Below are 24,627 nucleotides of genomic sequence, written 5' to 3' on the forward strand. Positions count from 1 at the left end.
CGCTGTTCGCGCAAAGGCTACCGGCCGATCGCGAATGATCGGCTCGCGACCACGGGCCGATACCGGACCGGTACAGTTCGCTCCCGTTCGAACGTCCCGCACCGGTCCGGCACGGTGTGATCGGTCAGCCCTGGTTCTTGAGCACGGCCTGCATCACGGCCTTGGCGACGGGAGCGGCGAGACCGCCGCCGCTGATGTCCTCGCGGCTGGCCGCCGAGTCCTCGATCACCACGGCCACCGCCACCGGAGAGCCCTTGTCGGTCTTGGCGTAGGAGATGAACCAGGCGTACGGGTTCTTCTTGTTGCCCACGCCGTGCTGCGCGGTGCCGGTCTTGCCGCCGACCTGGACCCCGGGGATCTTCGCGTTGCCGCCGGTGCCCTTCTCGACCACGTTGACCATCAGCTGCTGGAGCTTCTGCGCGTTCTCGGCCGAGACCGGCCGGCTCATCTCGGAGGGCTCGGTCTTCTGCACCACGTCGAGGTTGGGGGCGGTCAGCTCGTCCACCATGTACGGCTTCATCAGCTTGCCGTCGTTGGCCACGGCCGCCGCCACCATCGCCATCTGGAGCGGGGTGGCCGCGGTGTTGAACTGGCCGATGGAGGAGAGCGCGTTGCCGCCGCGGTCCATGGTCTTGTCGTAGACGCTGGCGAACGCGCGGACCGGGGTGTCGATCTCCTCGTTGTTGAAGCCGAACTTCTGCGCCGTCTCCACCATCTTGTCCCGGGTGACCTTGTCCCCGAGGTTGGCGAAGACCGAGTTGCAGGAGACCGACATCGCGTGGTCCAGGCTGGCCTTCTCGCAGCCGGAGGCGTGGTTGACCATCGGGGTCCGGCTGAGCGGCAGGATGTACGGCTCGGGGGTGTCGGTGGGCGCGTCGATGTCCTTCACCACGCCGTTCTCCAACGCCGCCGCCGCCGTGACCACCTTGAACGTGGAACCGGGCGGGTAGGTCTCGCGCAGCGCGCGGTTGACCAGCTCCTTGTTCTCGCTCTTGTTCAGGCTGGTCCAGGCATCGCCGTCCTTCTTCGACATGCCCGCGAAGGAGGAGGGGTCGTAGGAGGGGGTGGAGGCCAGGGCCAGGATGGCGCCGGTGCGCGGGTCGATCGCGGCCACCGCGCCCTTCGCCTTGCCCAGGCCCTCGAACGCGGCCTTCTGCGCGGCGGCGTTCAGGGTGGTGACGACGTTGCCGCCCTGCTTCTTGTCACCGGTGAACATGCCGATGGTGCGGTCGAAGAAGAGCCGGTCGTCATTGCCGGTGAGGATGCCGTCCTGGAGCTTCTCCAACTGGGTGGAGCCGAAGACCTGGGAGGCGTAGCCGGTGACGGGGGCCCACATCGGGCCGTCCACGTAGGTGCGCTTGTACTTGAAGTCGCTGCCGTCGACGGCGACGGAGCCGGTGATCGGCTTGCCGCCGACGATGATGTTGCCGCGCTCCTGGCCGTACTGGGCCATGGCGACGCGACGGTTCTCCTTGCGGGTGGACAGCTCCTGGGCGTTGACGTACTGGAGCCAGTTGGTGCGGACCATCAGGGCGAGGACGAGCAGCCCGCAGAAGATGGCGATCCGACGCAGGGGCTTGTTCATGACGGGCGAACCACCTGGGTCATCTCGGAATCGGGGGACGGAGCGGGAGCCGGCGCGGGGCGCCGCGCGGTGTCGCTGATTCGGATGAGGATGCCGATGAGGGCCCAGTTCGCGATCACGGAGGAGCCACCGGAGGCCAGGAAGGGCATGGTCATGCCGGTGAGGGGGATCAGGCCCATGACGCCGCCGGCGACCACGAAGATCTGCAGGGCGAAGGCCCCGGAGAGACCGATCGCGAACAGCTTGCCGAAGGGGTCGCGGGCCGCGAGGGCGGTGCGCACGCCCCGTTCGATGATCAGGCCGTAGAGCAGCAGGCAGGCCATGACCCCGGCCAGGCCCAGTTCCTCGCCGACGGTGGCGAAGATGAAGTCGGAGTTGGCCGCGAACTGGATCAGGTCGGAGTGGCCCTGGCCCAGGCCCGAGCCGAGCACCCCACCCGAGCCGAAGCTCATCAGGGACTGGCCGACCTGCTCGCAGGCGCCGGAGGTGGCGTAGCAGCCGAAGGGGTCCAGCCAGGCGTTCACACGGGCCTGCACGTGGGAGGCGGTGGAGGCCACGACCACGGCGCCGCCGACGCTCATCAGCAGGCCGATCACGATCCAGCTGGTCCGCTCGGTGGCCACGTACAGCATGATCACGAACATGCCGAAGAACAGCAGGGAGGTGCCGAGGTCGTTCTCGAAGATCAGGATGAGCAGGCTGACGCCCCAGATCGCGAGGATCGGACCGAGGTCGCGCCCGCGCGGCAGGTAGAGGCCCATGAAGCGGCGCGAGGCCAGCGCGAGGGCGTCCCGCTTGACCATCAGGTAGCCGGCGAAGAAGACCGCGATGACGATCTTCGCGAACTCGCCCGGCTGGATGGAGAACCCGGCCACGCTGATCCAGATCTTCGCGCCGAACACGTCGGCGCCCAGGCCCGGGACCACCGGGAGGATCAGCAGGAACAGGGCGATGGCCATCGAGATGTACGTGAACCGCTGGAGGGTGCGGTGGTCCTTCAGCGTCAGCAGCACGCCGGCGAACAGGGCGACGCCCACGGCCGTGTACATGATCTGGTTCGGCGCCGAGGGCGAGAACGCGCCGTACGCCCGCTTGGCCAGGCTCTGCAGCCGCTCGGACTGGTCGAGCCGCCAGATCAGCACCAGGCCCAGTCCGTTGAGGAGGGTGGCCAGCGGCAGCAGCAGCGGGTCGGCGTACTTGGCGTAGCGCCGGACGATCAGGTGCCCGATGCCCGCGAGCACGGCGAGCCCCAGCCCGTACACGATCATGCCCGGGGGCAGTTTGCCGTGCACGGCGAGACCGACGTTGGCGTAGGCGAACATCGGGATGGCGACCGCGAACGCCAGCAGCAACAACTCCGTGTTGCGCCGACTCGGGAGCTCGATGGCCCCCACGGTGGTCGTGTTGGTGACAACGCTCATGGTGTGGCGGGCCCCCTGCGCCCGGGTCTGACTACTGCTTCCCGCACAGGCCGACGAGCTTGCGCTCGTCCTCGGTGAGCGCGGGCTCGGTGGGCGGGTTGGCACCGCCCGGGTCGGCGCTGCGCCGCTGTTCGTCCTTCTTGCAGGCCGAGACCTGCGTGCTGAGCTCGTCGATCTTCTTCCGGGCCCCGTCGAGATCGGTTTCGCTGATCGTCGCCTCGACCTGCTTCTTCTTGAACGGAGGCAGGTACTTGAGCTGGATGTCCGGATGGTCGGCGGCCACCTTCGACAGCTCGATCCAGGCCAGCTTCTGGCTGATGCCCTGGTAGAGCGCCACGTGGTCGTCCTTGACCCCCACGTAGTACTGGGTCTGGGTCCACTGGTAGGCGGCGTATCCGCCGCCGCCGAGCAGCCCGAGGACGATCAGGGTGACCAGGGACCGGACGGTCCACCGGACTCCTTTGCCGCGGCGTCTGCGGGGGTGATCGTAGGTGTCGTCGTAGGCACCGGCCGCGTCGTAACCGGAGGACGAGCCGTAGCCGGCCCCGTCGCCGGCGTCGTAACCGTACCCGCCGCCGCCGTGCGCGCCCGGGGCGGGGGCCGGGGCGGGCACCGCGGGGCCGCCGCGCCCGAGGCCGGAGGCCCGGCCGGCGGGGGTCTGCATCGCGTTGCCGCCGTCGAACAGCGGGCTCTGGTTCTCGGCCACCGCGCCGACGACCACGGGGGTGTCGTTGATCTGCGCGGCGACGGTGTCCCCGCTGTCGGTGTCGAGGACGTCGGCGACGATGCAGGTGATGTTGTCGGGGCCGCCGCCGCGCAGCGCGAGCTGGATCAGCTCGTGCACGGTCTCCTGCGGGCCCGCGTACCCGGCGAGGGTCTCCTCCAGGGTCTGGTGGGAGACCACGCCGGAGAGGCCGTCGGAACAGATCAGGTAGCGGTCGCCGGCGCGGACCTCGCGGATCGACAGGTCGGGCTCGACGATGTCCCCGCTACCCAGGGCCCGCATCAGCAGGGACCGCTGCGGGTGGGTGGTGGCCTCTTCCTCGGTGATCCGGCCCTCGTCCACGAGCCGCTGCACCCAGGTGTGGTCCTGGGTGATCTGGGTGAGGATCCCCTCGCGCAGCAGGTACGCGCGGGAGTCGCCGACGTGCACGAGCCCGAGCCGCAGGCCCGTCCACAGCAGGGCGGTCAGGGTGGTGCCCATGCCCTCCAGCTGCGGGTCCTCCTCGACCATCGCGCGCAGCTGCTCGTTGGCCCGCTGCACGGCCGCGCCGAGCGCGCTGAGCAGGTCGGAGCCGGGCACGTCGTCGTCGAGCTGGACCAGGGTGGAGATGACCTCGGAGCTGGCGACCTCGCCGGCGGCCTGACCGCCCATGCCGTCGGCGATGGCGAGCAGCCGCGGCCCGGCGTAGCCGGAGTCCTCGTTGCCCTCGCGGATCATGCCCTTGTGCGATCCGGCGGCGAACCGCAGGGACAGACTCATGCGCACCTCGCCAGTCGGCTTCGGGTAGAGCCGGTCTTGAGCCACAGTGCCCACCCTCCGGTCGGGAGCGGGGTGGGGGTCGGGTCCGATGGACGGCCCGCCGCGGCCCGCTCGCTCCGCTCGCTCATTCTCGTACTACTTCCGCAGCTCGATGACGGTCTTGCCGATGCGGATCGGTGCGCCCAAGGGGATGGGCGTGGGGGTGGTGAGGCGGGCCTGGCTGAGGTAGCTGCCGTTGGTCGACCCGAGGTCCTCGATGAACCACTGGCCCTCGCGGTCCGGGTAGATCCGGGCGTGCCTGCTGGAGGCGTAGTCGTCGTCGAGGACGATCGTGGAGTCGTGGGCGCGGCCGAGGGTGATGGTCTGCCCGGCGAGCGCGACGGTGGTGCCCGTCAGCGTGCCCTCGGTGATCACCAGCTTCGTGGGGGAGCCGCGGCGCTGGCGCTGCTGGGGCGGCGCGGGTTGCCTGCCGCCCTGCTGCGCCGGCTGCCGACCGGTGTTCTCACCCCCGCGGCGGGATCCGCGCTGGGTGACGCGCGTCCCGAAGAGGTCGCTGCGGATGACCTGTACGGCCACGATGACGAACAGCCACAGAACGGCCAGGAAACCCAACCGCATGACCGTCAGGGTCAGCTCTGACATTGCCCCCGCTTCACCCTTCGGCTTGCCGGTAAATGATGGTGGTGCTGCCCACGACGATCCGCGAGCCGTCGCGGAGCGTAGCGCGGGTGGTGTGTTGCCCGTCCACCACGATGCCGTTGGTGGACCCGAGATCCTGGATCGTCGAGGGCGTTCCGGTCCGGATCTCACAGTGCCGGCGGGAGACGCCGGGGTCGTCGATCCGCACGTCGGCTTCGGTGCTTCGGCCGAGTACGAGGGTCGGGCGCGAGATCTGGTGGCGGGTGCCGTTGATCTCGATCCACCGTCGGGTGCCCGCTCCGCCGCCCGCGCCGGGCGGCGGGGAGGTGGGCATGGGCGGGGCGCCGACCGGCGGGTAGCCGTAGCCCCCGCGCGGTTCCTCGGGCCCGCCGGCGCCGCCGGGGCCCTGGGAGGTGCTGGAGGCCAGGGTGCGGCTGCGCACCCGGTACAGACCGGTGTCGAGGTCCTCGGCCTTCTCCAGGTGCACCTTGATCGGGCCCATGAAGCTGTAGCGCTGCTGCTTGGCGTAGTCGCGGACCAGGCCGGCGAGTTCGTCGCCGAGCTGTCCCGAGTAGGGGCTCAGCCGTTCGTAGTCGCCGGCCGACAACTCCACGATGAAGTCGTTGGGGACGACGGTCCGCTCGCGGTTCCAGATCGTGGCGTTGTTGTCGCACTCCCGCTGGAGCGCGCCGGCGATCTCGACCGGCTGGACCTCGGACTTGAACACTTTGGCGAAGGTGCCGTTCACCAGACCTTCGAGCCGCTGCTCAAAACGCTTCAGGACTCCCATCGGGCACCTCCTCCGTCGCTGTCGCCCTGTACTGCTTACTGATCGTATCCACGCGTGGGGGATTCGGCTGGTTCCCCTTCCCCCTTGCCCCGGTGAGTGTTGGTACTCACAAGGACGCCGGGTCTTCTCGCGCGGGTCGCGAACACAGTGTCCCGCACCCGGGGGCGCCGGCGGGAGGGGCCGGCGGGGGAGTGATCGTCGGGGTGCGGGAAAGGGATGTGAACCCACCCCCTCCCACGTGCTAATGTTCAGGTGTCGCCAGGGGAACGGCCCGCAAGGGAAGAACCGCTGGTAGCCGCTCGGGCGAGTGGCGGAACGGCAGACGCGCTGGCTTCAGGTGCCAGTGTCCTTCGGGACGTGGGGGTTCAAATCCCCCCTCGCCCACCATCGGGAAGCCCCCGGATCATCGATCCGGGGGCTTCTTCGTGTGCGCCCGCGGACCTTCGCGCGGGAACGGGGGCGCGGGGCGCGGGGGTTGTGACGTACGCCATGCGGGAGGGCGCGGGGGCCGTGCGGCGGTGGTGCGCGGCGGGCGCGCGACTTTCGTCGGGCGGCGCGCGACGAAAGGCGGACGCCGGGGGCGGGGGCGCTGCCTAGGGTCGGAGGGTGGACAGGAACGTGACGAAGGCGCGGGCGTTCGGACGGTGGCTCGCGGGCCCCGAGGCGTGGACCCGGGGCAAGCTGGTGGGCGACCTGGCGGTGGCCGTGGTCTTCGCCCTGATCGGCGCGGGCCTCGACCTGGTGGCGCGGACCTCGACGGCGCTGACGGTGGTGGCCGCGGTGGCCTGCGTGGCGCTGGTGCTGCTGCGCCGACGGCTGCCGGCGACCACGCTGTTGGTGGCCGCGGCCCTGGGCGGGCTGGTCACCGGTCCGGTGCTGGTGATGATCCTGCTCGGGTGGTCGGCGGGCCGGCGGATCACGGACGTCGGGCGGGCGGTGGGCACGTTCTCGCTGGCCCTGTTGCTGACCCTGGGCGCCTCGCTGTGGAGCGGGCACGCCGAGATGGCGCCGGTGGTCGTCCTCGTGTTCAGCGCGTTGATGTTCCTGGCCACCACGGTCGTGCCGGGCCTGGCCAGTCGGTACTGGTACCAGCGCCGGACCCTGCTGGACACCCTGCGCGAGCGCAACGCCCAACTGCTGCGCGAGCGGGCGATGGTGGCCGGTCAGGCGCGGCTGCGGGAGCGGCAGCGGATCGCGCAGGACATGCACGACAGCCTCGGGCACCAGTTGGCGCTGATCTCCGTGCACACCGGGGCGCTGGAGGTGGACCGGGAGCTGACCGACCGGCAGCGCGAGGCGGTCGGGGTGCTGCGGCAGGCGTCGGTGGCGGCCATGCACGAGCTGCGGGAGGTCGTCGGGATCCTGCGGGACGGGGTGCGGGCCCCGGAGGAGCACGAGGCGGTGGGGGCGCCGGGGCGCGGGGTGGCCGGGCTCGGGGCGGTGGTGGACTCGGCGCGGGCGGCGGGCACGGAGGTGTCGCTGGTGACCTCGGGGACCACCCGTCCGCTGGCGCCGTCCATCGACCACGCCGCGTACCGGATCGTGCAGGAGGGGCTGACCAACGCGTACAAGCACGCGCCGGGGGCGCGGATCGAGGTCGGGCTGCGGTACGAGGACGATTCGCTGGTGGTGGAGGTGGCCAACGGGCCGGCGGGCGCGGTGCCCGGGGTGGGCGCGGAGGTCTCGGGCGGGCAGGGGCTGACCGGGCTGCGCGAGCGGGCCCGGCTGGTGGGCGGGATGGTGCACGCGGGGCCGCTGGAGGACGGGGGCTTCCGGGTGGCCGGGGTGCTGCCCTACGGGGCGGGTCCGGCGGGGGTCGAGGACGAGCTCGGGTACGAGGGCCTGCCCGGGGCGGCCGGGGCGCCGGGGTTCGCGGCGGGGGCGCCGGCGGGCTGGGGCGCGGGTCCCTCGGGGGCGGCGGTGGACTGGGCGCTGGCCGGGGAGCGCAAGCGGGGCCGGACCCAGAGCGTGGCCCTGGGCTGCGGGGTGGCGGTGGCGGCGCTGGCGCTGATGGTGATCGTGCTGGTGGTGGGCGCGGTGCTGTTCGTGGGGTCGATGGGGGACGCGTACCTGAGCCGCGCGGACTACGACGCGGTGCGGGTGGGCAGCTCCGAGTCGGAGGTCCGGGCCGGGCTGCCGCGCGGGGAGAACCTGCTGACCTCGGGCATGGACCGCAAGGGCCCGCCGAGGCCGGCGGGGAGCACCTGCCTGGCGCTGCTGGGGGAGGACAATGGCGGCGACGAGCTCACGGAGACCACCGTGTACCGGTTCTGCTTCCGGGACGGCCGGCTCGTCGAGAAGATCACGTATCGGGCGAAGCAGTGAGGGGACGGGTGCGCCGGTGACCGTACGCGTGGTGATCGCCGACGACGAGCCGCTGATCCGGGCGGGGATCAGGATGATCCTCACCTCGGATCCGGGGATCGAGGTGGTCGCGGAGGCCGGGGACGGTCGGGAGGCCGTGGAGCTGGCGCGGGCCCATCAGCCGGACGTGGTGCTGCTGGACATCCAGATGCCGGTGCTGGACGGGCTCGCGGCCCTGGCCGAGCTGCGGCGGGCGGTGCCGGCGGCGCGCGGGCTGATCCTGACCACCTTCGGGGAGCGGGAGAACGTGCTGCGGGCGCTGGAGGAGGGCGGGGCCGGGTTCCTGCTGAAGGACTCGGCGCCGGCGGAGCTGATCGGGGCGGTGCGGGCGGCGGCGGCCGGGGACGCGTACCTGTCGCCGGCGGCGACGCGGCACGTCGTGGACCGGTTGGCCTCGGGTCGGGAACGGGCCCGGGACGCGGACGCGCGGCGTCGGGTGGAGGCGCTCAGCGAGCGGGAGCGCGGGGTGTTGGCGCTGCTCGGCGAGGGCCTGTCCAACGCGGACGCGGGGCGTCGGCTGCACATGAGCGAGGCGACGGTGAAGACGTACGTGAGTCGGATCCTGGCCAAGCTCGACTGCGAGAATCGCGTGCAGGCGGCCTTGCTGGCCAGGGACGCCGGGCTGTAGACAGCGTGCTCGGGGGTGGGCGGTCGTGGCGGGAACGCGACGGTCGGGCTCCCCCGTGACCAGGGACGAGCGGTGACGTGAGCGGCCGGAGGGCCGGACGGGGGCAGGGCGCATGGTGACGGTGGCAGGGGCCGGCGTGGCGGACGGGGCGGGCGTGGCGGGGCGGATACCGGTGGTGCCGGGGTTCGCGGCCCGGCGCGGGGCCGGGGAGCGGTCCCCGAAGGCGCTGGGCAAGGAGCTGCGGAGCCGGGTGCCCCGGTCCGCGCACGCCGGGTTCGCCCCGGCCGCGGACCGGCCGGACGCGCTGCGGGCGGTGGTCGACTCCAGCGTGGGCCGGGTGCCCGAGCTGACCCCGATCCGGGTCGGGCGGATGGCCGCCAACCCCTTCGCGTTCCTGCGGGGCGCGGCCGGGCTGATGGCCCACGACCTCGCCGGCACCCCGGTGACCGGGATCGGCGCGCAGATCTGCGGGGACGCGCACGCGGCGAACTTCGGGCTCTACGGGGACGCGCGCGGCCGGCTGGTGATCGACCTCAACGACTTCGACGAGACCGTGCACGGGCCGTGGGAGTGGGACGTGAAACGGCTCGCGACCTCGCTGGTGCTGGCCGGGCGGGTGGCCGGCGCGGACGAGGCGACCTGCCGGGCGGCGGCGGTGGACGCGGTGGGCGCCTATCGGCGCACGGCGCGGCTGCTGGCCAAGCTGCCGGCCCTGGACGCGTGGAACGCGATCGCCGACGAGGAACTCGTCTCGCACACCGACGCCCGGGACCTGCTGGGCACCCTGGAGCGGGTCTCGCAGAAGGCCCGGAACAACACCAGCGCCCGGTTCGCCGCGAAGTCGACGGCGGTGACCGAGGACGGCGGGCGGCGGTTCGTGGACGCGCTGCCGGTGCTGCGGCGGGTCGGGGACGGGGAGGCCGCGGCGGTGGCCGCCGCGCTGGGCCCGTACCTGGAGACGCTGCCGGCGGACCGGCTGCCGCTGCTGGCCCGGCACGCCGTGCACGACGTGGCCTTCCGGGTGGTGGGCACGGGCAGCGTCGGCACCCGCTCGTACGTGGTGCTGCTGCTGGACCACCGGGGCGAGGCCCTGGTGTTGCAGGTGAAGGAGGCGCGGCCCTCGGCGCTGCTGCCGTACCTGCCGGCGGTCGGGTTCCCGGGGGAGCCGGAGGCGCACGAGGGCCGGCGGGTGGTGTTCGGGCAGAAGCGCATGCAGGTGGTCTCGGACATGCTGCTGGGGTGGACCACGGTGGAGGGCCGGCCCTACCAGGTGCGGCAGTTCCGCAACCGCAAGGGCAGCGTGGACCCGGCGGCCCTCGCGCCCGAGCAGATCGACGACTACGGGCGGATGACCGGGGCCCTGCTGGCGCGGGCGCACGCGCACAGCGCGGACCCCCGGCTGCTGGCCGGGTACTGCGGGCGGGGCGAGGAGCTGGACGAGGCGATCGGGGCCTTCGCGGTGGCCTACGCCGACCGCACCGAGGCCGATCACGCGGACCTGCTCGCGGCGATCGCGGCCGGGCGGATCGCGGCGGAGTCCGGGGTCTGAGCGGGGCGGTCCTCGGGCCGGGGAGGCGGTCGGGGCGGCGGGCGTAGGGTGGCGGGGTGACTGAGCACACTGCCCCCGACGCCCACGCCACGCCCGACGCAGCCGGGGCCGGGTCCGAGGAGGACCGGCCGGAGGCCCGGCTGGCGCGCGCGGTGCGCGCCGCCGAACAGGCCCTGATCGAGTTCGAGATCGCGGTGGAGACCTTCCGGGTGGAGGTGGACAACTTCTCCCGTCTGCACCACACGAGACTCGGCCCCGTCTACAACCGGCTCGACGAGCTGGAGGCGCTGATCGCGGAGGCGCGCGCGGCCCGCACCGGGGACCCGGAGGACCTGCGGCGGGCCGCCGAGGCCCGTGCCCTGGTCATGCCGATGCCCCGGGTCGAGGAGCTGTTCGACGGCTGGATCGACTCGGACGGGATGGGGGACGACGCCCGGGCCATGCTCACCGGCGGCTCGGTCACCCCGCCGCCGCGGGTGCGGCCCAGTGACGAGGCCCGGCGGCTCTACCGCGAGCTGGCCCGCAAGGCCCACCCGGACCTCGCGCAGGAGGACAAGGAGCGCACCCGCCGGGAGGAGTTCATCACCCGGGTCAACGCGGCCTACGCGCGCGGGGACGAGGCGCTGCTGCGGGAGCTGTCGCAGGAGTGGGAGGCCGGGCCGGTGCCCGAGGAGGAGACCCCCACCGAGGGCGAGGAGCTGTACGCCCGGCTGGAGTGGCTGGCCCGGCGCAAGGAACTGCTGTCGGTGGTGGCCCGGGACCTGGAGGAGTCCGCGATCGGTTCGATGCTGCGGATGGCCCCGGAGGACCCGGACGGGCTGCTGGAGCAGATCGGCGCCCAGCTGGAGGCGGACGTGGTCGCCAAGGAGGCGGAGCTGGCCGCGCTGCTGGCGGAGGGCGCCGCCGAGGACGGGCCCTCGGGGTCCGGGACGTCCGGGGGCTGAGATCCCGGGCGGCAGCCGCTCGTGTTTCACGTGAAACACGTCCGATAGGTTGCTGAGCACCACCCTTGTGACGAGAGAGAGCGATCCACATGAACTTCGGCTCGGTCCCCACCGTCGGCGTCGACGCGCTGACCCCCGAGAGCTTCCTGCTGGACGTTCGGGAGAACGACGAGTGGACGGCGGGGCACGCGCAGGGCGCCCTGCACATCCCGATGAGCGAGTTCGTGCCCCGCTTCGGCGAGCTGACCGAGGCCCTGCCGGACGGCGCCACCGTGCACGTGCTGTGCCGTGTGGGCGGGCGTTCGGCGCAGGTCACGCAGTACCTGGTGGGCCAGGGCATCGACGCGGTGAACGTGGCCGGCGGGATGCAGGACTGGGAGGCCCGCGGACGTGAGGTCGTGGTCGACGGCGGGGGCGCGGGCGTCGTCATCTGACCCCGCGTGCGCGGGCGCTCGGCCTGGCTCCGGCCGGTCTAGGTGAGGGGGTGGGCGGCCAGGAGGTCGCCGAGGGCCTCCTCGTGCGCGGCGGCCGGGCCGAGTTGCAGCTCCACGTGCTTGGCCCAGGCGTGGTAGCGGTGCAGGGAGTAGTCGGTGTCGGCGCCGAAGCCGCCGTGCAGGTGCTGCGCGGTCTGCACCACCCGGCGGACCCCCTCCGAGGCCCAGATCTTCGCCACCGCCAGGTCCCCGGTGGCCGGCAGGGGGCCTCCCTCGCCGGGCCGGTCCAGGCGCTGCGCGGCCTGCCAGAGGGTCACCTCCATCGCCTTCAGGTCGATGTACCGGTCGGCGGCCTGGACGGCGACGGCCTGGAAGGTGGCCACGGCGTGCCCGAACTGCTCGCGCTTGCCGGTGTAGTCGGCCGTCATGGACAGCACCTGTTCGCCCAGGCCCAGGGCGAGGGCGCAGGTGCCGACGGTGAGCACCTCGCGCAGCCGGTCCCAGGCCCCCTCGGCGTCCAGCAGCAGCCGCGCGGGCACCCGCACGCCGTCCAGGGTCAGCTCGGCGAGGCGTTCGCCGCTGGTGGAGTACTGGTCGGCCGTGCGCAGCCCGGGGGCGTGCGGGGGGACCAGGGCGAGGACCGAGCGGCCCTCGCCGGTGTGCGCCGGCACGGCGATCCAGTCGGCGTGGTGGGCCCAGGGCACCAGGGTCTGGGTGCCGTCGAGCACCCAGACGGCGTCGTCCCCGGCCGGGTCCTCGCGGCGGGCGGTGACGGCGAGTTCGGCCGGGTCGTGGCCGGTGCGGCCGTGGGCGGCGGCGGTGAGCACCGTCTCGCCCCGGGCCACCCCGGGCAGCAGCTCGGCCGCGAGATCGGCCGGGGCGTGACCGGCGAGCACGTGCGCGACCGCCGCGTGCTCCAGCAGCGGCACCCGGGCCAGGACCCGCGCCGACTCCCGCAGCAGCAGGCACAGCGCGACCACGTCGAGGCCGGCGCCCCCGTGCACCCCGGGCACGAGCACCCCGAGCAGGTCGGATTCGCCGAGCTGCGCCCACAGTGCCCGGTCCGGGCCGTCGGCGACCGCGCCGGAGGTGAGGGCCGGGCTCGGCACCCGGTCCGGGGCCACGGCGGAGAACACGTGCCGGGCCGCCTCGACGACGGCCTGCTGTTCCTCGGTGAAGGTGAAGTCCACTGCCTGTCCTCCCGTGCACCGGCCCAGGGCCGCCCTGCCTGACGGTGCGTCAAGATAGAACAGGTTCCTGTATTTGCCCAGAGGCGCGGGCCCGCGTGCCCTGCCGAGGGGACGGTTCCGTCACTGGCCTGGGGTGTTCGCGAGCGAGCGGGGGCGACGTGGCGGACGTGAGATCCGCGGTGGGCGGGGTGACGGCGCCGGGTGGGCCGGCGGGCGGGGCCCCGCCGGTGTTTCGTGCCGGTCCGGTGGTCCGGTGGGCGTTACGGGAGCTGTGGGCCTCGGGCCGCCCGGTGGCCGGGGCCCTGGCGGTGGTGCAGTGCGTGGCGGTGGTGCCCTTCCTCGCCCTGACCTGGCTCGCGTTGGGCACGGACCTCGCCGATCGGGACGGGTGGGAGCGACTGCTGCTCGGCGTGGTCGGGTTCACGGTCCTGGTCGCCACCGCCGGGGACTCCGCGCTGCGGACCGCTCTGATCGAGCACCGTCGCGCGGGTCGTCCGGTGGGCGGCCGGAGCCTGACGGGGCTCACGCTGCGGCGTTGGCCCGTGGCGCTGGGCCGGCTGACGCTCTACGCGGGCCTCGTGGGAGCCACGGGCGGAGCGCCGGTGTGGCTGATGGTGGGGGTGATCTGGTGGGTGGAACAGGGGATCGCGCCGGTGATCCGGGTCCGTGAGGGACTGGGGACCGGGGACTCGTGGAAGCGTTCGCAGGACCTGCTGCGCGGGCGCTGGTGGTGCGCGGCACGCGCGTTCGCCCTGCCCCTGGTGATCCTGCGCGGGGCGGCCTGCCTGCTGCTCGTGGCCGCCGTGATCCGGCTCGGGTCGGTCGAGGGCGTCGGGTGGGACGCCCTGGCGCCCGTCGCGGTCATGGTGGCCGCGGCCATGTGGCTGTGGGGGCTGGTCGCTCCCCTGCTCGCGCTGGTCGCGGAGAGGTTGTACGAGGACCGGACGGCCTGGGAGCGGGCCCGGCGCGGGTGGTGAGCCCCGGGTGGGCTCAGCGGTCGAAGTCGATCTCCACCTCCGGGGTCAGGGGGTGGGACTGGCAGGCCAGGACGAAGCCCGCGTCCGTCTCGTCCTCCTCCAGCGCGAAGTTGCGGTCCATCCGCACCTCGCCGCGCACGAGGAAGGCGCGGCAGGTGCCGCAGACGCCGCCCTTGCACGCGTAGGGGGCGTCGGCCCGGGAGCGCAGCACGGTCTCCAGCAGGCTCTCGCCCGGTTCGGCGGGCCAGGTGCCGGCGCGGCCGTCGAGGCGGGCGGTGATCCGACGCGGCAGGGCCGATCCCGGGCCGTCCGCCGGGTCGGCGGTGACCCGCAGGGCGCCGGAGGCGGGTTCGGCGGCGGGATCGAGCTCGGGGTCGGAGTCCACGTGGAAGATCTCCTGGTGCACCCGCGCGCGGTCCACGCCGAGCGCGGCCAGGGCCCGTTCGGCGGCCGTGACCAGCCCGAAGGGGCCGCACAGGTACCAGCCGTCGATCGCGTCCACCGGCAGCAGCCGGGGCAGCAGCTCCCGCAGTCGTGCCTCGTCGAGCCGGCCCGTGGGCAGTCCGGCCTCCTGCTCCTCCCGGGACAGGGCGGTGACCAGGTGGAACCGCTCGGGCCGGCGGTCCTTCAGGTCCGCGACCTCGTCGAGGAACATCGTGGAGCCGGCCGAGCGGTCGGCGCGGATCAGCGTGAACCGGGCCCCCGGATGCCGGGCCGACAGGGTGGAGGCGATCGAGAGGACCGGGGTGATGCCGCTGCCGCCGACGATCGCCGCGTACCGGCCGCCGGCCGGGACCGCCGCCGGGTCCAGGGTGAAGCGACCGGCCGGGACCATCGCCTCCAGCACGTCCCCGACCGCCACCTCCTTGTCGGCGAAGGTGGAGAAGGCCCCGCCGGCCACCCGACGGACCCCGATCCGCAAGAGCTCCGGTCCGGGGCCGGCCGGGTCGGGGGCCGGGGAGCAGATCGAGTAGGTGCGCCGCACCTCGACGCCGTCCGCACCCGGCCGACGCAGGATCAGATGCTGACCGGGCAGGTGCCGGTACGCCTCGCGCAGCTCCTCGGGGACCCGCAGGGTCAGGGCCACCGAGTCCTCGGTGAGCCGGTCCGTCGCGGTCACGGTCAGCGGGTGGAAGGCGCCGTGCCGGCCCGGGGCGGCTGCCATCTACAGCTCCTTGAAGTGGTCGAAGGGCTCGCGGCAGGAGACGCAGCGGCGCAGGGCCTTGCAGGCGGTGGAGGAGAAGCGGCTGAGGAGTTCGGTGTCGGTGGACCCGCAGTGCGGGCAGCGCACCGACAGGCTCAACGGGACCGGGCCGCCGGCGGGGTGCGGGCGGGGCGGGGCGATGCCGAACTCGGCGAGCTTGCGGCGGCCCTCGGCGCTGATGTCGTCCGTGGACCAGGCCGGGGCCAGCACCGTGTGCACCCGGACCTCCGCCACCCCGTGCCCGTGCAGGGCCTCCTCGATGTCCCGGGACATGGCCTCGATGGCCGGGCAGCCCGAGTAGGTGGGGGTGATGCGCACGTCGGCGCTGCCGTCCGCCGCGACGCTGACCCCGCGCACCACGCCGAGGTCGCCCAGGGTCAGCACGGGCAGCTCGGGGTCGAGGACGGCGCCGGCCAGGCCGGTCAGCTCCGCCTCCAGCCGGCTCGTGCCGGGCGCGGTCACCACGACGCCCCCGGGTGGCTGCGGTGCAGGTGCTGCATCTCGGCGATCAGCCGGCCGAAGGACTCGGTGTGCAGCCCCTCGCGGCCCGCGCCGGCCGCCCAGCCGTCGGCGCGCGGCCCGGTGGGGGTCGACAGGCCGGCCCGGTCCAGGAGTTCGGTCAGCGCGTCCAGCCAACGGCGCTCCAACGCGGCCCAGTCCACGGCCTCCTCCAGGCCGGGGACCGGACGGCACAGTTCGCCCGTGTACCGCCACAGCGCGTCCAGGGCGGCGCGCATCCGGCGGGTGCTCTCCGGTGTGCCGTCGCCCAGCCGCAGGGTCCACTGCTCGGCGTGGTCGCGGTGGTAGGCGGTCTCCTTGACGGCCTTGGCCGCGAAGTCCCGCAAGGGGCCGGGGACGGCGGCGAGTTCGCCGAGCAGCAGGTGCCGGTGCAGCGAGTGGTAGAGCTGGCGGGCGATGGTGTGCGCGAAGTCCCCGTTGGGCTGCTCGACGAGCTGGAGGTTGGTGAACTCCCGCTCCTCGCGCAGGAAGGCGAGCTCGTCCTCGTCGCCGATCCGGGCGTACAGCAGGCGGGCCTGGCCCAGCAGGTCCAGGGCGATGTTGGCGAGGGCGAGTTCCTCCTCCAGCACCGGGGCGTCGCCGGCCCACTCGCCCAGCCGTTGGGCGAGGACCAGGGCGTCGTCGGCGAGGGCGAGGGTCGCGCGGTCGAGGTCCGTGCCGGTCGTGCTCACAGGTGGCGCACCCCCTCGGGGATCTCGTAGAAGGTCGGGTGTCGGTAGGGCTTGTCGGCGGCCGGCTCGAAGAACGGGTCCCGTTCGTCGGGGGAGGAGGCGGTGATCGCCGAGGCGGGCACCACCCACAGCGAGATGCCCTCGCCGCGCCGGGTGTACAGGTCCCGGGCGTTGCGCAGGGCCAGCTCCGCGTCGGGGGCGTGCAGGCTGCCGGCGTGGGTGTGGGACAGGCCGCGCCGGGAGCGCACGAAGACCTCCCACAGCGGCCAGTCGCCGCCCACCGTGCCCGTGGCGCCGCCCTCGCTCATGCCCGTGCCTCCTCGTGCGCGCCGCCGCCCGCGGGGGCGGTCGTCCGGTGTTTGGCCGCGTGCGCCGCGGCGGCCTCGCGGACCCACGCGCCGTTCTCGTGGGCCCGCCGGCGGCGGTCGAGCCGCTGGTCGTTGCAGGGACCGGCGCCCGAGAGCACGGCCCGGAACTCGTCCCAGTCGATGGGCCCGAAGTCGTGGTGCCCGCGCTCCTCGTTCCACCGCAGCTCGGGGTCGGGCAGGGTGAGCCCGAGGGCCTCGGCCTGGGGCACGGCGATGTCCACGAACCGCTGCCGCAGCTCGTCGTTGGAGTGCCGCTTGATCTTCCAGGCCATGGACTGCGCCGAGTGCGCCGACTCGTCGTCGGGCGGGCCGAACATCATCAGCGAGGGCCACCACCAGCGGTCCACGGCGTCCTGGGCCATGGCGTGCTGCGCCTCGGTGCCGCGCGAGAGGGCCAGCAGCAGTTCGAAGCCCTGCCGCTGGTGGAAGGACTCCTCCTTGCAGATCCGGACCATGGCGCGCGCGTAGGGGCCGTAGGAGCAGCGGCACAGCGGGACCTGGTTGGTGATCGCCGCCCCGTCCACGAGCCAGCCGATCGCGCCCACGTCGGCCCAGGTCAGGGTCGGGTAGTTGAAGATCGAGGAGTACTTCTGGCGGCCCGTGTGCAGCTTGTCCAGCAGCTCCTCGCGGTCGGTGCCCAGGGTCTCGGCGGCGCTGTACAGGTACAGCCCGTGCCCCGCCTCGTCCTGCACCTTCGCCATCAGGATCGCCTTGCGCCGCAGGCTGGGCGCACGGGTGATCCAGTTCGCCTCGGGCTGCATGCCGATGATCTCGGAGTGGGCGTGCTGGGCCATCTGGCGGACCAGGCCGGCCCGGTAGCGCTCGGGCATCCAGTCGCGCGGCTCGATCCGCTCGTCCGCCGCCACGGCCGCGTCGAAGGCGGCCAGCAGCGCCGCCTCGTCCGTCGCCGCGCCACCGGGCGGGGGCGCGAGCGCCTCGCTCCGTGGCCCCGTTTCCGGGGTCGTGGTCACCATCCGGGCCCCCTGCCGACGTGAGTGGTCCGCCACCGGCCGGAAGGACCGACCGACCGATCGTTCGGTTCGTGCCCTTCAATGGTGAAGCGACGGCCCGTAGGGTGTCAACCTCTGTGGATGGCCGATGATCGGGGCGGGATGGAAACGAGCGATCGGCACGGCGCGCCGACCCGGGACGCGAGCCGTCCGGACTCGGAACCGGAACCTCCCGGCAGACCCCCCGGGACCCCCGTGGCCGGCATCCGGGGGCTGCCCGCGCCGCACCGCGTGCTGGTCGCCCTCGTGCTCGGCCTGGTCACCGCCGGGGCCCTGGCCCACCTCGGATTCGTCTTCCTGCACGTCGCCCCCGCCAACACCCTCGGGAAGCGGAACGGCGCCATGGTCGACGCGTGGATCTACCCCGAGTTCGAGCAGAACTGGAAGCTGTTCGCCCCCAACCCCCTGCAACAGAACGTCGCCGTGGAGGCCCGCGCCCAGCTCCGCGCCCCCGGCGGGGAGACGATCACCTCGGACTGGCTCGACCTCACCGCCCAGGACATCGCCGACCTGCGCGGCAACCCCTTCCCCAGCCACACCACCCAGAACGAGCTGCGCCGTGCCTGGGACTTCTTCACCGGCTCCCACGGCGAGGACGACCGCCCCCAGGGCGAACGCGGCGAACTCGCCGAGCTGTACCTCCAGCGGATCGCCGTGAACCGCCTGCTGGCCGCCCACCCCGACGCCGACGTGCTGCGCGTCCAACTCCGCTCCGCCACCCGGGCCGTACCCGCCCCGAGCTGGAGCGAGGAGCGCACCGACACCCAGACCCACTACCGGGAGCTGCCCTGGTGGACCGTGTGACCCCGCCCGCCCCCTCCGCCCCGCCGGGCCGGACCGCACGGCTGCGGGCCCGGCTGCTGCCGGCCGTCGACGCCGTCACCGGCCGGGTGCTCGGCCCGTACCAGAGCGCCGTGGTCCGGATCGGCTTCGCCGGCACCTGGCTGCTGTTCCTGCTGCGCGAGCTGCCCCACCGGCGCGAGCTGTACGGACCCGACAGCCCCTGGGGCTGGGACCTCGCCGAACGCCTGGTCGCCGGCAACCGCGCCTTCACCGTGCTGCTGTGGACCGACGCCGGCTGGTGGTTCGAGCTGGTCTACCTGCTGGCCGCGCTCGCCGCCCTGGCCACCGCGCTGGGCTGGCACACCCGGTTCGCGACCCCGCTGTTCCTGATCGGGGTGCTCTCCCTGCAGAACCGCAGCGTGTTCATGGGCGACGGCGGGGACAACGTCGTCCACATCATGGCGATCTACCTCGTCCTCACCCGCTGCGCCTCCGTCTGGTCCCTCGACGCCCGACGGGCCGCCCGCCGCGCCGCCGCCGGCCCCGACGCGCCCCCCGACCGGGTCGGACCCGCCCTGTGGGCGCTGAGCGGGGCCGGGCTGGTCGGGACCGTCGTGGCCGACGCGCCGATCAGCGCCGGCTGGTTCCTCTTCCTGACCGGCCTGTGGGTGGTCCAGGGCCTGTGGTGGGCCGCCGACCGGGCCGCAAGGCGCGCCGGCGTCGTCCGGGTCGGCGAGGGCCGCCCCGGCGAGGGTCGGGCCCTGCTCGACGTGCTGGGCACCATCGCGCACAACGGCGCCCTGTTCGTGATCATGGTCGAGGTCTGCCTGATCTACGCCACCGCCGGCTGGTACAAGATCCAGGGCTCCCGCTGGCAGGACGGCACCGCCCTCTACTACCCGCTGGGCCTGGACTACTTCACCCCCTGGCCCGGGCTCTCCGCCCTCCTCGCGAGCAGCGGCACCGCCGTCCTGCTCATCACCTACGGCACCGTCCTGGTGCAGGTCGCGTTCCCCTTCACCCTCTTCCACCGCCGGATCAAGAACGTGCTGCTCGCCGTCATGATGCTGGAGCACCTCGGCATCGCGGTCCTGCTCGGACTGCCGGTGTTCTCCCTCGCGATGATCGCCGCCGACGCCGTCTTCCTCCCCACGAGCCTGCTGCTGCGCGTCGGGGCCGCAGCCGGCCGCGCGCGCGGCCGGATCCGGGACCGGCTCCGGAGCCGGGGGCCGCCCCCGCGTAGGGTCACAGGGTGAACGAGACAGTCGCCGACCACTGGCGCCGCACCGCCGCCGACCCCGACCACGTGCTCCTCGACGGGTTCCACGCGGTCAAACACGCCCTGCGCTTCGGCGCCGAACTCGGCCCCGTCCTCGCCGAGGACCCGGCCGCCGTCCTCGCCCTCGCCGACCGCCTCGCCCCCGACACCCGCCCCGCCCTCGAAGCACTGCTGCGCCCCGGGGATCTCGCGGCCCTGCTGCCCCGCGTCCACCCCACCGGGATCGCCGCCCTCGCCCGCCGGCCGGCGCCCGCGCCCGCGGACGCGCCCCGGCGCGCGCCGGCCATCGTCCTCGACCACCCGCGCAACCTCGGCAACGTCGGCGCCGTGGTCCGGCTCGCCGCCGGCTTCGGCGCGGACGCCGTCGTCGCCCGGGGCCCGCTCGACCCCTGGCACCCCAACGTCGTGCGCGCCGCCGCCGGCCTGCACTGGGCCACCGAGGTCCGCCGGCTGCCCGCCGAGACCCCGCTCGACGCGGCGGGCGACGGAGCCCCGGCGCTGCCCGCGGGCCCGCTCTACGCCCTCGACCCCGAGGGCGCCGACATCCGCTCGCTCACCCTGCCCGACGACGCCGTGCTGGCCTTCGGCTCCGAACGCAGCGGCCTGACCCCCGAACTGCGGGCCCGCGCCGACCACCTCGTCGCCCTGCCCATGCGCCCGCTGGTCTCCAGCTACAACCTGGCCACCAGCGTGGCCATGACCCTCTTCCACTGGGGCGGACCGGCCGCCGGGGCCGCCGGTCCGCACCCGTCCTGACCGCGGGCCGCCGGGCTCAGACCTGCCGGCGCACCTCGACCACCCGGAAGCGGTTCGCCACGAAGGCCCCGTCGCACAGCGCCGCGTTCGCCGCCGGGTTGCCGCCCGAACCGTGGAAGTCGGAGAACGCGGCCGTCTGGTTGACGTAGACCCCGCCCGTCAGGTTCAGCGACAACTGCGCCGACTCCTCCAGGCACACCTCCTCCACCGCCCGCTCCACCTCCGCCGAGGTGGTGTAGGCGCCCACCGTCATGGCGCCCTTCTCGCGGATCGTGCGCCGCAGCAGCTCCAGGCCCTGCTCGGTGGAGTCCACCGCCACCGCGAAGGCCACCGGCCCGAAGCACTCCTCCCGGTACGCGGCCTCCTCGTCCGGCTTCGCCGCGTCCAGGCGCACCAGCAGCGGGGTGCGCACCACCGCGTCCGGGAACTCCGGGTTGACCACGGCCCGCGAGGCCAGCGCCACCTCACCGAGCCCGGCCGCCGCCTCCAGCCGCGTCTTCACGTCCGGGTTGACCAGCGCGCCGAGCAGCGCGTTCGCCCGCGCGTCGTCCCCGAGCAGCTTCTCCACCGCGCCCGCGAGATCGGCCACGACCTCCTCGTGGGTGCGCCGGCCCGCGTCCGTGTCGATGCCCTCGCGCGGGATCAGCAGGTTCTGCGGGGTGGTGCACATCTGGCCGCTGTAGAGGGAGAGCGAGAAGGCCAGGTTCGACAGCATCCCCCGGTAGTCGGAGGTGGAGTCGATCAACACCGAGTTGACGCCGGCCTTCTCCGTGTACACCTGCGCCTGCCGCGCGTTGGCCTCCAGCCAGTCGCCGAAGGCCGTGGACCCCGTGTAGTCCACGATCCGCACCTCGGGCCGCGTCGCGAGGGTCTTGGCCAGCCCCTCGCCCGGCCGCTCCACCGCCAGCGCCACCAGGTTCGGGTCGAAACCGGCCTCCGCCAGCACCTCCCGCGCCACCCGCACCGTCAAGGCCAACGGCAGCACCGCGCGCGGGTGCGGCTTGACCAGCACCGGATTGCCGGTGGCCAGCGAGGCGAACAGCCCCGGGTAGCCGTTCCAGGTCGGGAAGGTGTTGCAGCCCACCAGCAGCGCGATCCCGCGCGGCACCGGGGTGAAGGTCTTCGCCAGCTCCAGCGGCTCCCGCTTGCCCTGCGGCTTCGACCAGGGCGCGGCGCCGGGCACCCGCGTCTGCTCCGCGAACGCGTAGGCCACGGCCTCCAGCCCGCGGTCCTGCGCGTGCGGGCCGCCGGCCTGGAAGGCCATCATGAACGCCTGCCCGCTGGTGTGCATGACCGCGTGCGCGAACTCGTGGGTGCGCGCCCCGATCCGGGCCAGGATCTCCACGCAGACCAGCGCGCGGACCTCGGGGCCCGCGTCCCGCCAGGCCGGGATCGCCGCGCGCATCGCGGGCAGCAGCACGTCCGGGTCGGCGTGCGGGTACTCCACGCCCAGCTCGATGCCGTACGGGGAGGTCTCGGCGCCGGTGTACCCGTCGGTGCCGGGCTGGTCGAGTGCGAAGCGGGTGCCGCGCAGGGCCTCGAAGGCCGCGCGGCCCTCGGCGTCCGCGTTCTCCCCGTACGCCTTGGGGTGCTCGGGGTGCGGGGACCAGTAGGCGCGGCTGCGGATCGCGGCCAGGGCCTGCTCCAGGGTGGCCCGGTGCCGGGCGAAGGGCACCTCGCCGGCGGCTGCGGTGTCGTCGGTGGGGGCGGTGGTGACGGGGGCGGACTCGGCGGCCATGGTCGGACCAACTCCTCGTTGAGCCGGGCGGGGACGGGTGGCGTGTTGCGGTCGGGAGTTAGAGTAACCGAACGATCGGTCGGGACAAGAGGCCCCGTGCGGCCTGTGGACAACCGGATACGGGAGGATCGGGGTCATGACAGCCATCGAACGGGGCCGCGTGATCGCGGTGGTCGGCGCCGGAACCATGGGCCAGGGCATCGCCCAGGTGGCCCTTCTCGCGGGTCACCCCGTACTGCTGCACGACGCCCTGCCCGGACGCGCGACCGAGGCGGTGGACGCCGTCGCGGGCCGCGTGGAACGCCTCGTGGCCAAGGGCCGGCTCGACCGCGCCGAGGCCGACGCCGCGCTGGGCCGGCTGCGGCCCGCCCACGCCCTGGCCGACCTGGCCGGGGCCGCCCTGGTGATCGAGGCGGTGATCGAGGACATCGGGGTCAAACAGGGCCTGTTCACCGCCCTGGAGGGGGTGGTGGAGCCGGAGGCGCTGCTGGCCACCAACACCTCCTCCCTCTCCGTCACCGAGATCGCCGCCGGGCTGAGCCGCCCCGAGCGCCTGGTCGGACTGCACTTCTTCAACCCGGCTCCGCTGCTGCCGCTGGTGGAGGTGGTGAGCGGGTTCGCGACCGGGCCCGAGCACGCCGAACGCGCCTACCGGACGGTGCTCGGCTGGGGCAAGACCCCGATCCGCTGCGCCGACACCCCCGGCTTCGTCGTCAACCGCCTCGCGCGCCCCTTCTACGCCGAGGCGCTGGCCGTGTACGAGGAGCGCGCGGCCGATCCCGCCACCCTGGACGCGGTGCTGCGCGAGAGCGGCGGTTTCCGCATGGGGCCCTTCGAACTGACCGATCTGATCGGCCAGGACGTCAACGAGGCGGTCACCCGCTCGGTCTGGGAATCCTTCCACCACAGCCCGAAGTTCACCCCCTCCCTCGCCCAGCGCCGGCTGGTGCAATCGGGGCGCCTGGGGCGCAAGACGGGTCGGGGGTGGTACGACCACACGCCGGGCGCCACCCCGCCCGCCCCCCACACGACAGGTCCCGAGAAGGCCCCGGACGCCGTCACCGTGGTCGGCGACCTCGGACCCGCCGCCCCCCTCGTGGAGCTGATGCGGGCGGCCGGCGTCGAGGTCACCGAGGTGGCCACCGGCGGCCCGTACATCCAACTGCCCGGCGAGGGGCAGCTCGTGCTCGCCGACGGGCGCACCTCGGTGGAGTTCACCGACGTGGTCTCCTTCGACCTGGCCCTGGACTGGTCCACGGCCACCCGCATCGCGCTCAGCGCGAGCGAGGACGTCTCGGAGCGCACCCTCGCCGAGGCGATCGGGCTGTTCCAGCGGCTCGGCAAGCGCGTCAGCCTGCTCGGCGACGTGCCCGGGATGGTGGTGGCCCGCACCGTGGCCATGCTCGTGGACCTCGCCGTCGACGCCGTGGCCAAGGGCGTCGCGAGCGCCGAGGACGTGGACACCGCGATGCGGCTCGGCGTGAACTACCCGCTGGGCCCCTTCGCGTGGCAGGCGAAACTGGGCCGGGACTGGGCCTACGACCTGCTGAAGCAGCTGGACGAACGCTGTCCCGGCGGCCGGTACGCGCCCTCGCTGGCGCTGTTCAGGTCCGGGTACGCGGAGGACGACACGGAGGAGGGGTCGTAAGTGACGACCGTCAGACGGGACACGTACACACCGGAGACGCTGCTGTCGGTGGCGGTCGGGGTCTTCAACGAACGCGGCTACGACGGCACCTCGATGGAGCACCTGTCGAAGGCGGCCGGAATCTCCAAGTCCTCGATCTACCACCACGTGGCGGGCAAGGAGGAACTGCTGCGGCGGGCCGTCAGCCGGGCCCTGGACGGGCTGTTCGCCGTCCTCGACGAACCGGGCGCGACCCGCGGGCCGGCCGTGGACCGGGTCGAGTACGTCACCCGTCGCACGGTGGAGGTGCTGGTCGCCGAGCTGCCCTACGTGACCCTGCTGCTGCGGGTGCGGGGCAATACGCGCACCGAGCGGTGGGCGCTGGAGCGGCGGCGCGAGTTCGACCACCGGATCGCGGAGCTGATGCGGGCCGCCGTCGGCGAGGGGGACCTGCGGGACGACCTCGACACCCGGCTCGGCTCCCGGCTGCTGTTCGGCATGGTCAACTCGCTCGTGGAGTGGTACCGCCCCACGGCCGCCGGGGCGGCGGGCCCGGGGGCCGAGGAGGACGGGGAGCGGCTGGCGGACGCGGTGGTCCGGATGGCCTTCGGCGGCCTGCGGGCGCCCGGCCGCGAGGGCGACCGCCGGGGCTGAGCCCGGCCCGGGCC

Annotated in this window: 23 protein-coding genes and 1 tRNA gene; 12 read left to right on the top strand and 12 right to left on the bottom strand. The window is 73.8% G+C overall.

All coding sequences use genetic code 11. The features are described from left to right. Window positions 1–124: 124 nt before the first annotated feature. The 5 genes from ACN20G_RS12550 to ACN20G_RS12570 form a co-directional block, all read right to left on the bottom strand. Complete coding sequence (locus ACN20G_RS12550; protein ID WP_424212835.1) at window positions 125–1,585, bottom strand: peptidoglycan D,D-transpeptidase FtsI family protein; 1,461 nt, start codon at window positions 1,583–1,585, stop codon at window positions 125–127. Then, complete coding sequence (locus tag ACN20G_RS12555; RefSeq protein WP_424212836.1) at window positions 1,582–3,006, bottom strand: FtsW/RodA/SpoVE family cell cycle protein; 1,425 nt, start codon at window positions 3,004–3,006, stop codon at window positions 1,582–1,584. The genes ACN20G_RS12550 and ACN20G_RS12555 overlap by 4 nt, the downstream gene beginning before the upstream one ends. Before the next feature lie 31 nt (window positions 3,007–3,037). Further along, the gene (locus ACN20G_RS12560) at window positions 3,038–4,534 is read right to left on the bottom strand and encodes a PP2C family protein-serine/threonine phosphatase (RefSeq protein ID WP_424212837.1); all 1,497 of its coding nucleotides are present in this window, start codon (window positions 4,532–4,534) and stop codon (window positions 3,038–3,040) included. A 90-nt stretch (window positions 4,535–4,624) separates the two neighbouring features. Beyond that, a complete protein-coding gene (locus tag ACN20G_RS12565; protein ID WP_424212838.1) occupies window positions 4,625–5,131 on the bottom strand; it encodes an FHA domain-containing protein FhaB/FipA in 507 nt (168 codons plus the stop codon). Between the two features lie 10 nt (window positions 5,132–5,141). Next, window positions 5,142–5,918 carry an FhaA domain-containing protein gene (locus tag ACN20G_RS12570; RefSeq protein ID WP_424212839.1) on the bottom strand — a complete coding sequence of 259 codons (777 nt, stop codon included), beginning with the start codon at window positions 5,916–5,918 and terminating at the stop codon, window positions 5,142–5,144. Window positions 5,919–6,219: 301 nt separating this feature from the next. Here ACN20G_RS12570 and ACN20G_RS12575 point away from each other — a divergent pair. The 6 genes from ACN20G_RS12575 to ACN20G_RS12600 all read left to right on the top strand — a co-directional run bounded on the left by ACN20G_RS12575 (window position 6,220) and on the right by ACN20G_RS12600 (window position 11,837). Next, a tRNA-Leu gene (locus ACN20G_RS12575) sits at window positions 6,220–6,305 on the top strand. A 219-nt stretch (window positions 6,306–6,524) separates the two neighbouring features. Then, complete coding sequence (locus ACN20G_RS12580; RefSeq protein ID WP_424212840.1) at window positions 6,525–8,243, top strand: sensor histidine kinase; 1,719 nt, start codon at window positions 6,525–6,527, stop codon at window positions 8,241–8,243. A 31-nt stretch (window positions 8,244–8,274) separates the two neighbouring features. Next, the gene (locus ACN20G_RS12585; protein ID WP_424215487.1) at window positions 8,275–8,910 is read left to right on the top strand and encodes a response regulator transcription factor; all 636 of its coding nucleotides are present in this window, start codon (window positions 8,275–8,277) and stop codon (window positions 8,908–8,910) included. A 112-nt stretch (window positions 8,911–9,022) separates the two neighbouring features. Then, a complete protein-coding gene (locus ACN20G_RS12590) occupies window positions 9,023–10,459 on the top strand; it encodes a DUF2252 domain-containing protein (RefSeq protein WP_424212841.1) in 1,437 nt (478 codons plus the stop codon). Between the two features lie 56 nt (window positions 10,460–10,515). Then, window positions 10,516–11,403: a J domain-containing protein gene (locus tag ACN20G_RS12595; RefSeq protein ID WP_424212842.1), complete on the top strand. Its 888-nt coding sequence runs from the start codon at window positions 10,516–10,518 to the stop codon at window positions 11,401–11,403. Window positions 11,404–11,492: 89 nt separating this feature from the next. Further along, window positions 11,493–11,837 (top strand): rhodanese-like domain-containing protein, encoded by a 345-nt coding sequence (locus ACN20G_RS12600; protein WP_424212843.1) that lies wholly within the window; start codon window positions 11,493–11,495, stop codon window positions 11,835–11,837. 38 nt (window positions 11,838–11,875) lie between these two features. Here ACN20G_RS12600 and ACN20G_RS12605 read toward each other — a convergent pair whose 3' ends face one another. After that, entirely contained in the window at window positions 11,876–13,027 is a 1,152-nt protein-coding gene (locus ACN20G_RS12605) for an acyl-CoA dehydrogenase family protein (protein WP_424212844.1), read from the bottom strand. A gap of 167 nt (window positions 13,028–13,194) precedes the next feature. Between ACN20G_RS12605 and ACN20G_RS12610 the strand changes: the two genes are divergently transcribed. After that, a complete protein-coding gene (locus tag ACN20G_RS12610; RefSeq protein ID WP_424212845.1) occupies window positions 13,195–14,004 on the top strand; it encodes a hypothetical protein in 810 nt (269 codons plus the stop codon). Window positions 14,005–14,017: 13 nt separating this feature from the next. Here ACN20G_RS12610 and ACN20G_RS12615 read toward each other — a convergent pair whose 3' ends face one another. Genes ACN20G_RS12615 through paaA form a run of 5 tightly spaced genes read right to left on the bottom strand, consistent with a single transcriptional unit; the run spans window position 14,018 to window position 17,740 of the window. Further along, the gene (locus tag ACN20G_RS12615; protein ID WP_424212846.1) at window positions 14,018–15,169 is read right to left on the bottom strand and encodes a 2Fe-2S iron-sulfur cluster-binding protein; all 1,152 of its coding nucleotides are present in this window, start codon (window positions 15,167–15,169) and stop codon (window positions 14,018–14,020) included. Next, on the bottom strand, window positions 15,170–15,670 hold the full coding sequence (gene paaD / locus ACN20G_RS12620; RefSeq protein ID WP_424215488.1) for a 1,2-phenylacetyl-CoA epoxidase subunit PaaD: 501 nt from the start codon (window positions 15,668–15,670) through the stop codon (window positions 15,170–15,172). Beyond that, a complete protein-coding gene (paaC, locus tag ACN20G_RS12625) occupies window positions 15,667–16,398 on the bottom strand; it encodes a 1,2-phenylacetyl-CoA epoxidase subunit PaaC (RefSeq protein WP_424212847.1) in 732 nt (243 codons plus the stop codon). The genes paaD and paaC overlap by 4 nt, the downstream gene beginning before the upstream one ends. Next, window positions 16,395–16,706 (bottom strand): 1,2-phenylacetyl-CoA epoxidase subunit PaaB, encoded by a 312-nt coding sequence (gene paaB, locus ACN20G_RS12630; RefSeq protein WP_424212848.1) that lies wholly within the window; start codon window positions 16,704–16,706, stop codon window positions 16,395–16,397. Before paaB ends, paaC begins: the two co-directional genes overlap by 4 nt. Next, the gene (gene paaA / locus ACN20G_RS12635; protein ID WP_424212849.1) at window positions 16,703–17,740 is read right to left on the bottom strand and encodes a 1,2-phenylacetyl-CoA epoxidase subunit PaaA; all 1,038 of its coding nucleotides are present in this window, start codon (window positions 17,738–17,740) and stop codon (window positions 16,703–16,705) included. Before paaA ends, paaB begins: the two co-directional genes overlap by 4 nt. A 231-nt stretch (window positions 17,741–17,971) precedes the next feature. Here paaA and ACN20G_RS12640 point away from each other — a divergent pair, with 231 nt between their 5' ends. The 3 genes from ACN20G_RS12640 to ACN20G_RS12650 are packed head-to-tail and all read left to right on the top strand — an operon-like array spanning window position 17,972 to window position 20,594. Further along, window positions 17,972–18,580: a DUF5819 family protein gene (locus ACN20G_RS12640; protein ID WP_424212850.1), complete on the top strand. Its 609-nt coding sequence runs from the start codon at window positions 17,972–17,974 to the stop codon at window positions 18,578–18,580. Further along, a complete protein-coding gene (locus tag ACN20G_RS12645; protein WP_424215489.1) occupies window positions 18,577–19,815 on the top strand; it encodes an HTTM domain-containing protein in 1,239 nt (412 codons plus the stop codon). Before ACN20G_RS12640 ends, ACN20G_RS12645 begins: the two co-directional genes overlap by 4 nt. Continuing rightward, a complete protein-coding gene (locus ACN20G_RS12650; RefSeq protein WP_424212851.1) occupies window positions 19,812–20,594 on the top strand; it encodes a TrmH family RNA methyltransferase in 783 nt (260 codons plus the stop codon). Before ACN20G_RS12645 ends, ACN20G_RS12650 begins: the two co-directional genes overlap by 4 nt. Window positions 20,595–20,610: 16 nt before the next feature. Here the strand turns inward: ACN20G_RS12650 and paaN are convergent, their stop codons facing one another. Continuing rightward, window positions 20,611–22,332, bottom strand: coding sequence for a phenylacetic acid degradation protein PaaN (gene paaN / locus ACN20G_RS12655; protein ID WP_424212852.1), 1,722 nt, complete (start codon window positions 22,330–22,332; stop codon window positions 20,611–20,613). A gap of 136 nt (window positions 22,333–22,468) precedes the next feature. Here paaN and ACN20G_RS12660 point away from each other — a divergent pair, with 136 nt between their 5' ends. Both ACN20G_RS12660 and ACN20G_RS12665 read left to right on the top strand, forming a co-directional pair. Next, window positions 22,469–23,980: a 3-hydroxyacyl-CoA dehydrogenase gene (locus tag ACN20G_RS12660; RefSeq protein ID WP_424212853.1), complete on the top strand. Its 1,512-nt coding sequence runs from the start codon at window positions 22,469–22,471 to the stop codon at window positions 23,978–23,980. Further along, window positions 23,981–24,613 (top strand): TetR/AcrR family transcriptional regulator, encoded by a 633-nt coding sequence (locus tag ACN20G_RS12665; RefSeq protein WP_424212854.1) that lies wholly within the window; start codon window positions 23,981–23,983, stop codon window positions 24,611–24,613. Window positions 24,614–24,627: the final 14 nt, after the last annotated feature.

This window comes from Streptomyces dryopteridis (genome assembly GCF_049606955.1).
Taxonomy (GTDB): Bacteria; Actinomycetota; Actinomycetes; order Streptomycetales; family Streptomycetaceae; genus Streptomyces.

What these genes read in the sequence shown, in the direction of transcription:
- ACN20G_RS12565 (WP_424212838.1), bottom strand. Translation starts at nt 5,131, where the DNA reads ATGTCAGAGCTGACCCTGACGGTCATGCGGTTGGGTTTCCTGGCCGTT.
- ACN20G_RS12550 (WP_424212835.1), bottom strand. Translation starts at nt 1,585, where the DNA reads ATGAACAAGCCCCTGCGTCGGATCGCCATCTTCTGCGGGCTGCTCGTC.
- paaB (WP_424212848.1), bottom strand. Translation starts at nt 16,706, where the DNA reads ATGAGCGAGGGCGGCGCCACGGGCACGGTGGGCGGCGACTGGCCGCTG.
- ACN20G_RS12555 (WP_424212836.1), bottom strand. Translation starts at nt 3,006, where the DNA reads ATGAGCGTTGTCACCAACACGACCACCGTGGGGGCCATCGAGCTCCCG.
- ACN20G_RS12570 (WP_424212839.1), bottom strand. Translation starts at nt 5,918, where the DNA reads ATGGGAGTCCTGAAGCGTTTTGAGCAGCGGCTCGAAGGTCTGGTGAAC.
- paaN (WP_424212852.1), bottom strand. Translation starts at nt 22,332, where the DNA reads ATGGCCGCCGAGTCCGCCCCCGTCACCACCGCCCCCACCGACGACACC.
- ACN20G_RS12590 (WP_424212841.1), top strand. Translation starts at nt 9,023, where the DNA reads ATGGTGACGGTGGCAGGGGCCGGCGTGGCGGACGGGGCGGGCGTGGCG.
- paaA (WP_424212849.1), bottom strand. Translation starts at nt 17,740, where the DNA reads ATGGTGACCACGACCCCGGAAACGGGGCCACGGAGCGAGGCGCTCGCG.
- ACN20G_RS12600 (WP_424212843.1), top strand. Translation starts at nt 11,493, where the DNA reads ATGAACTTCGGCTCGGTCCCCACCGTCGGCGTCGACGCGCTGACCCCC.
- ACN20G_RS12615 (WP_424212846.1), bottom strand. Translation starts at nt 15,169, where the DNA reads ATGGCAGCCGCCCCGGGCCGGCACGGCGCCTTCCACCCGCTGACCGTG.
- ACN20G_RS12660 (WP_424212853.1), top strand. Translation starts at nt 22,469, where the DNA reads ATGACAGCCATCGAACGGGGCCGCGTGATCGCGGTGGTCGGCGCCGGA.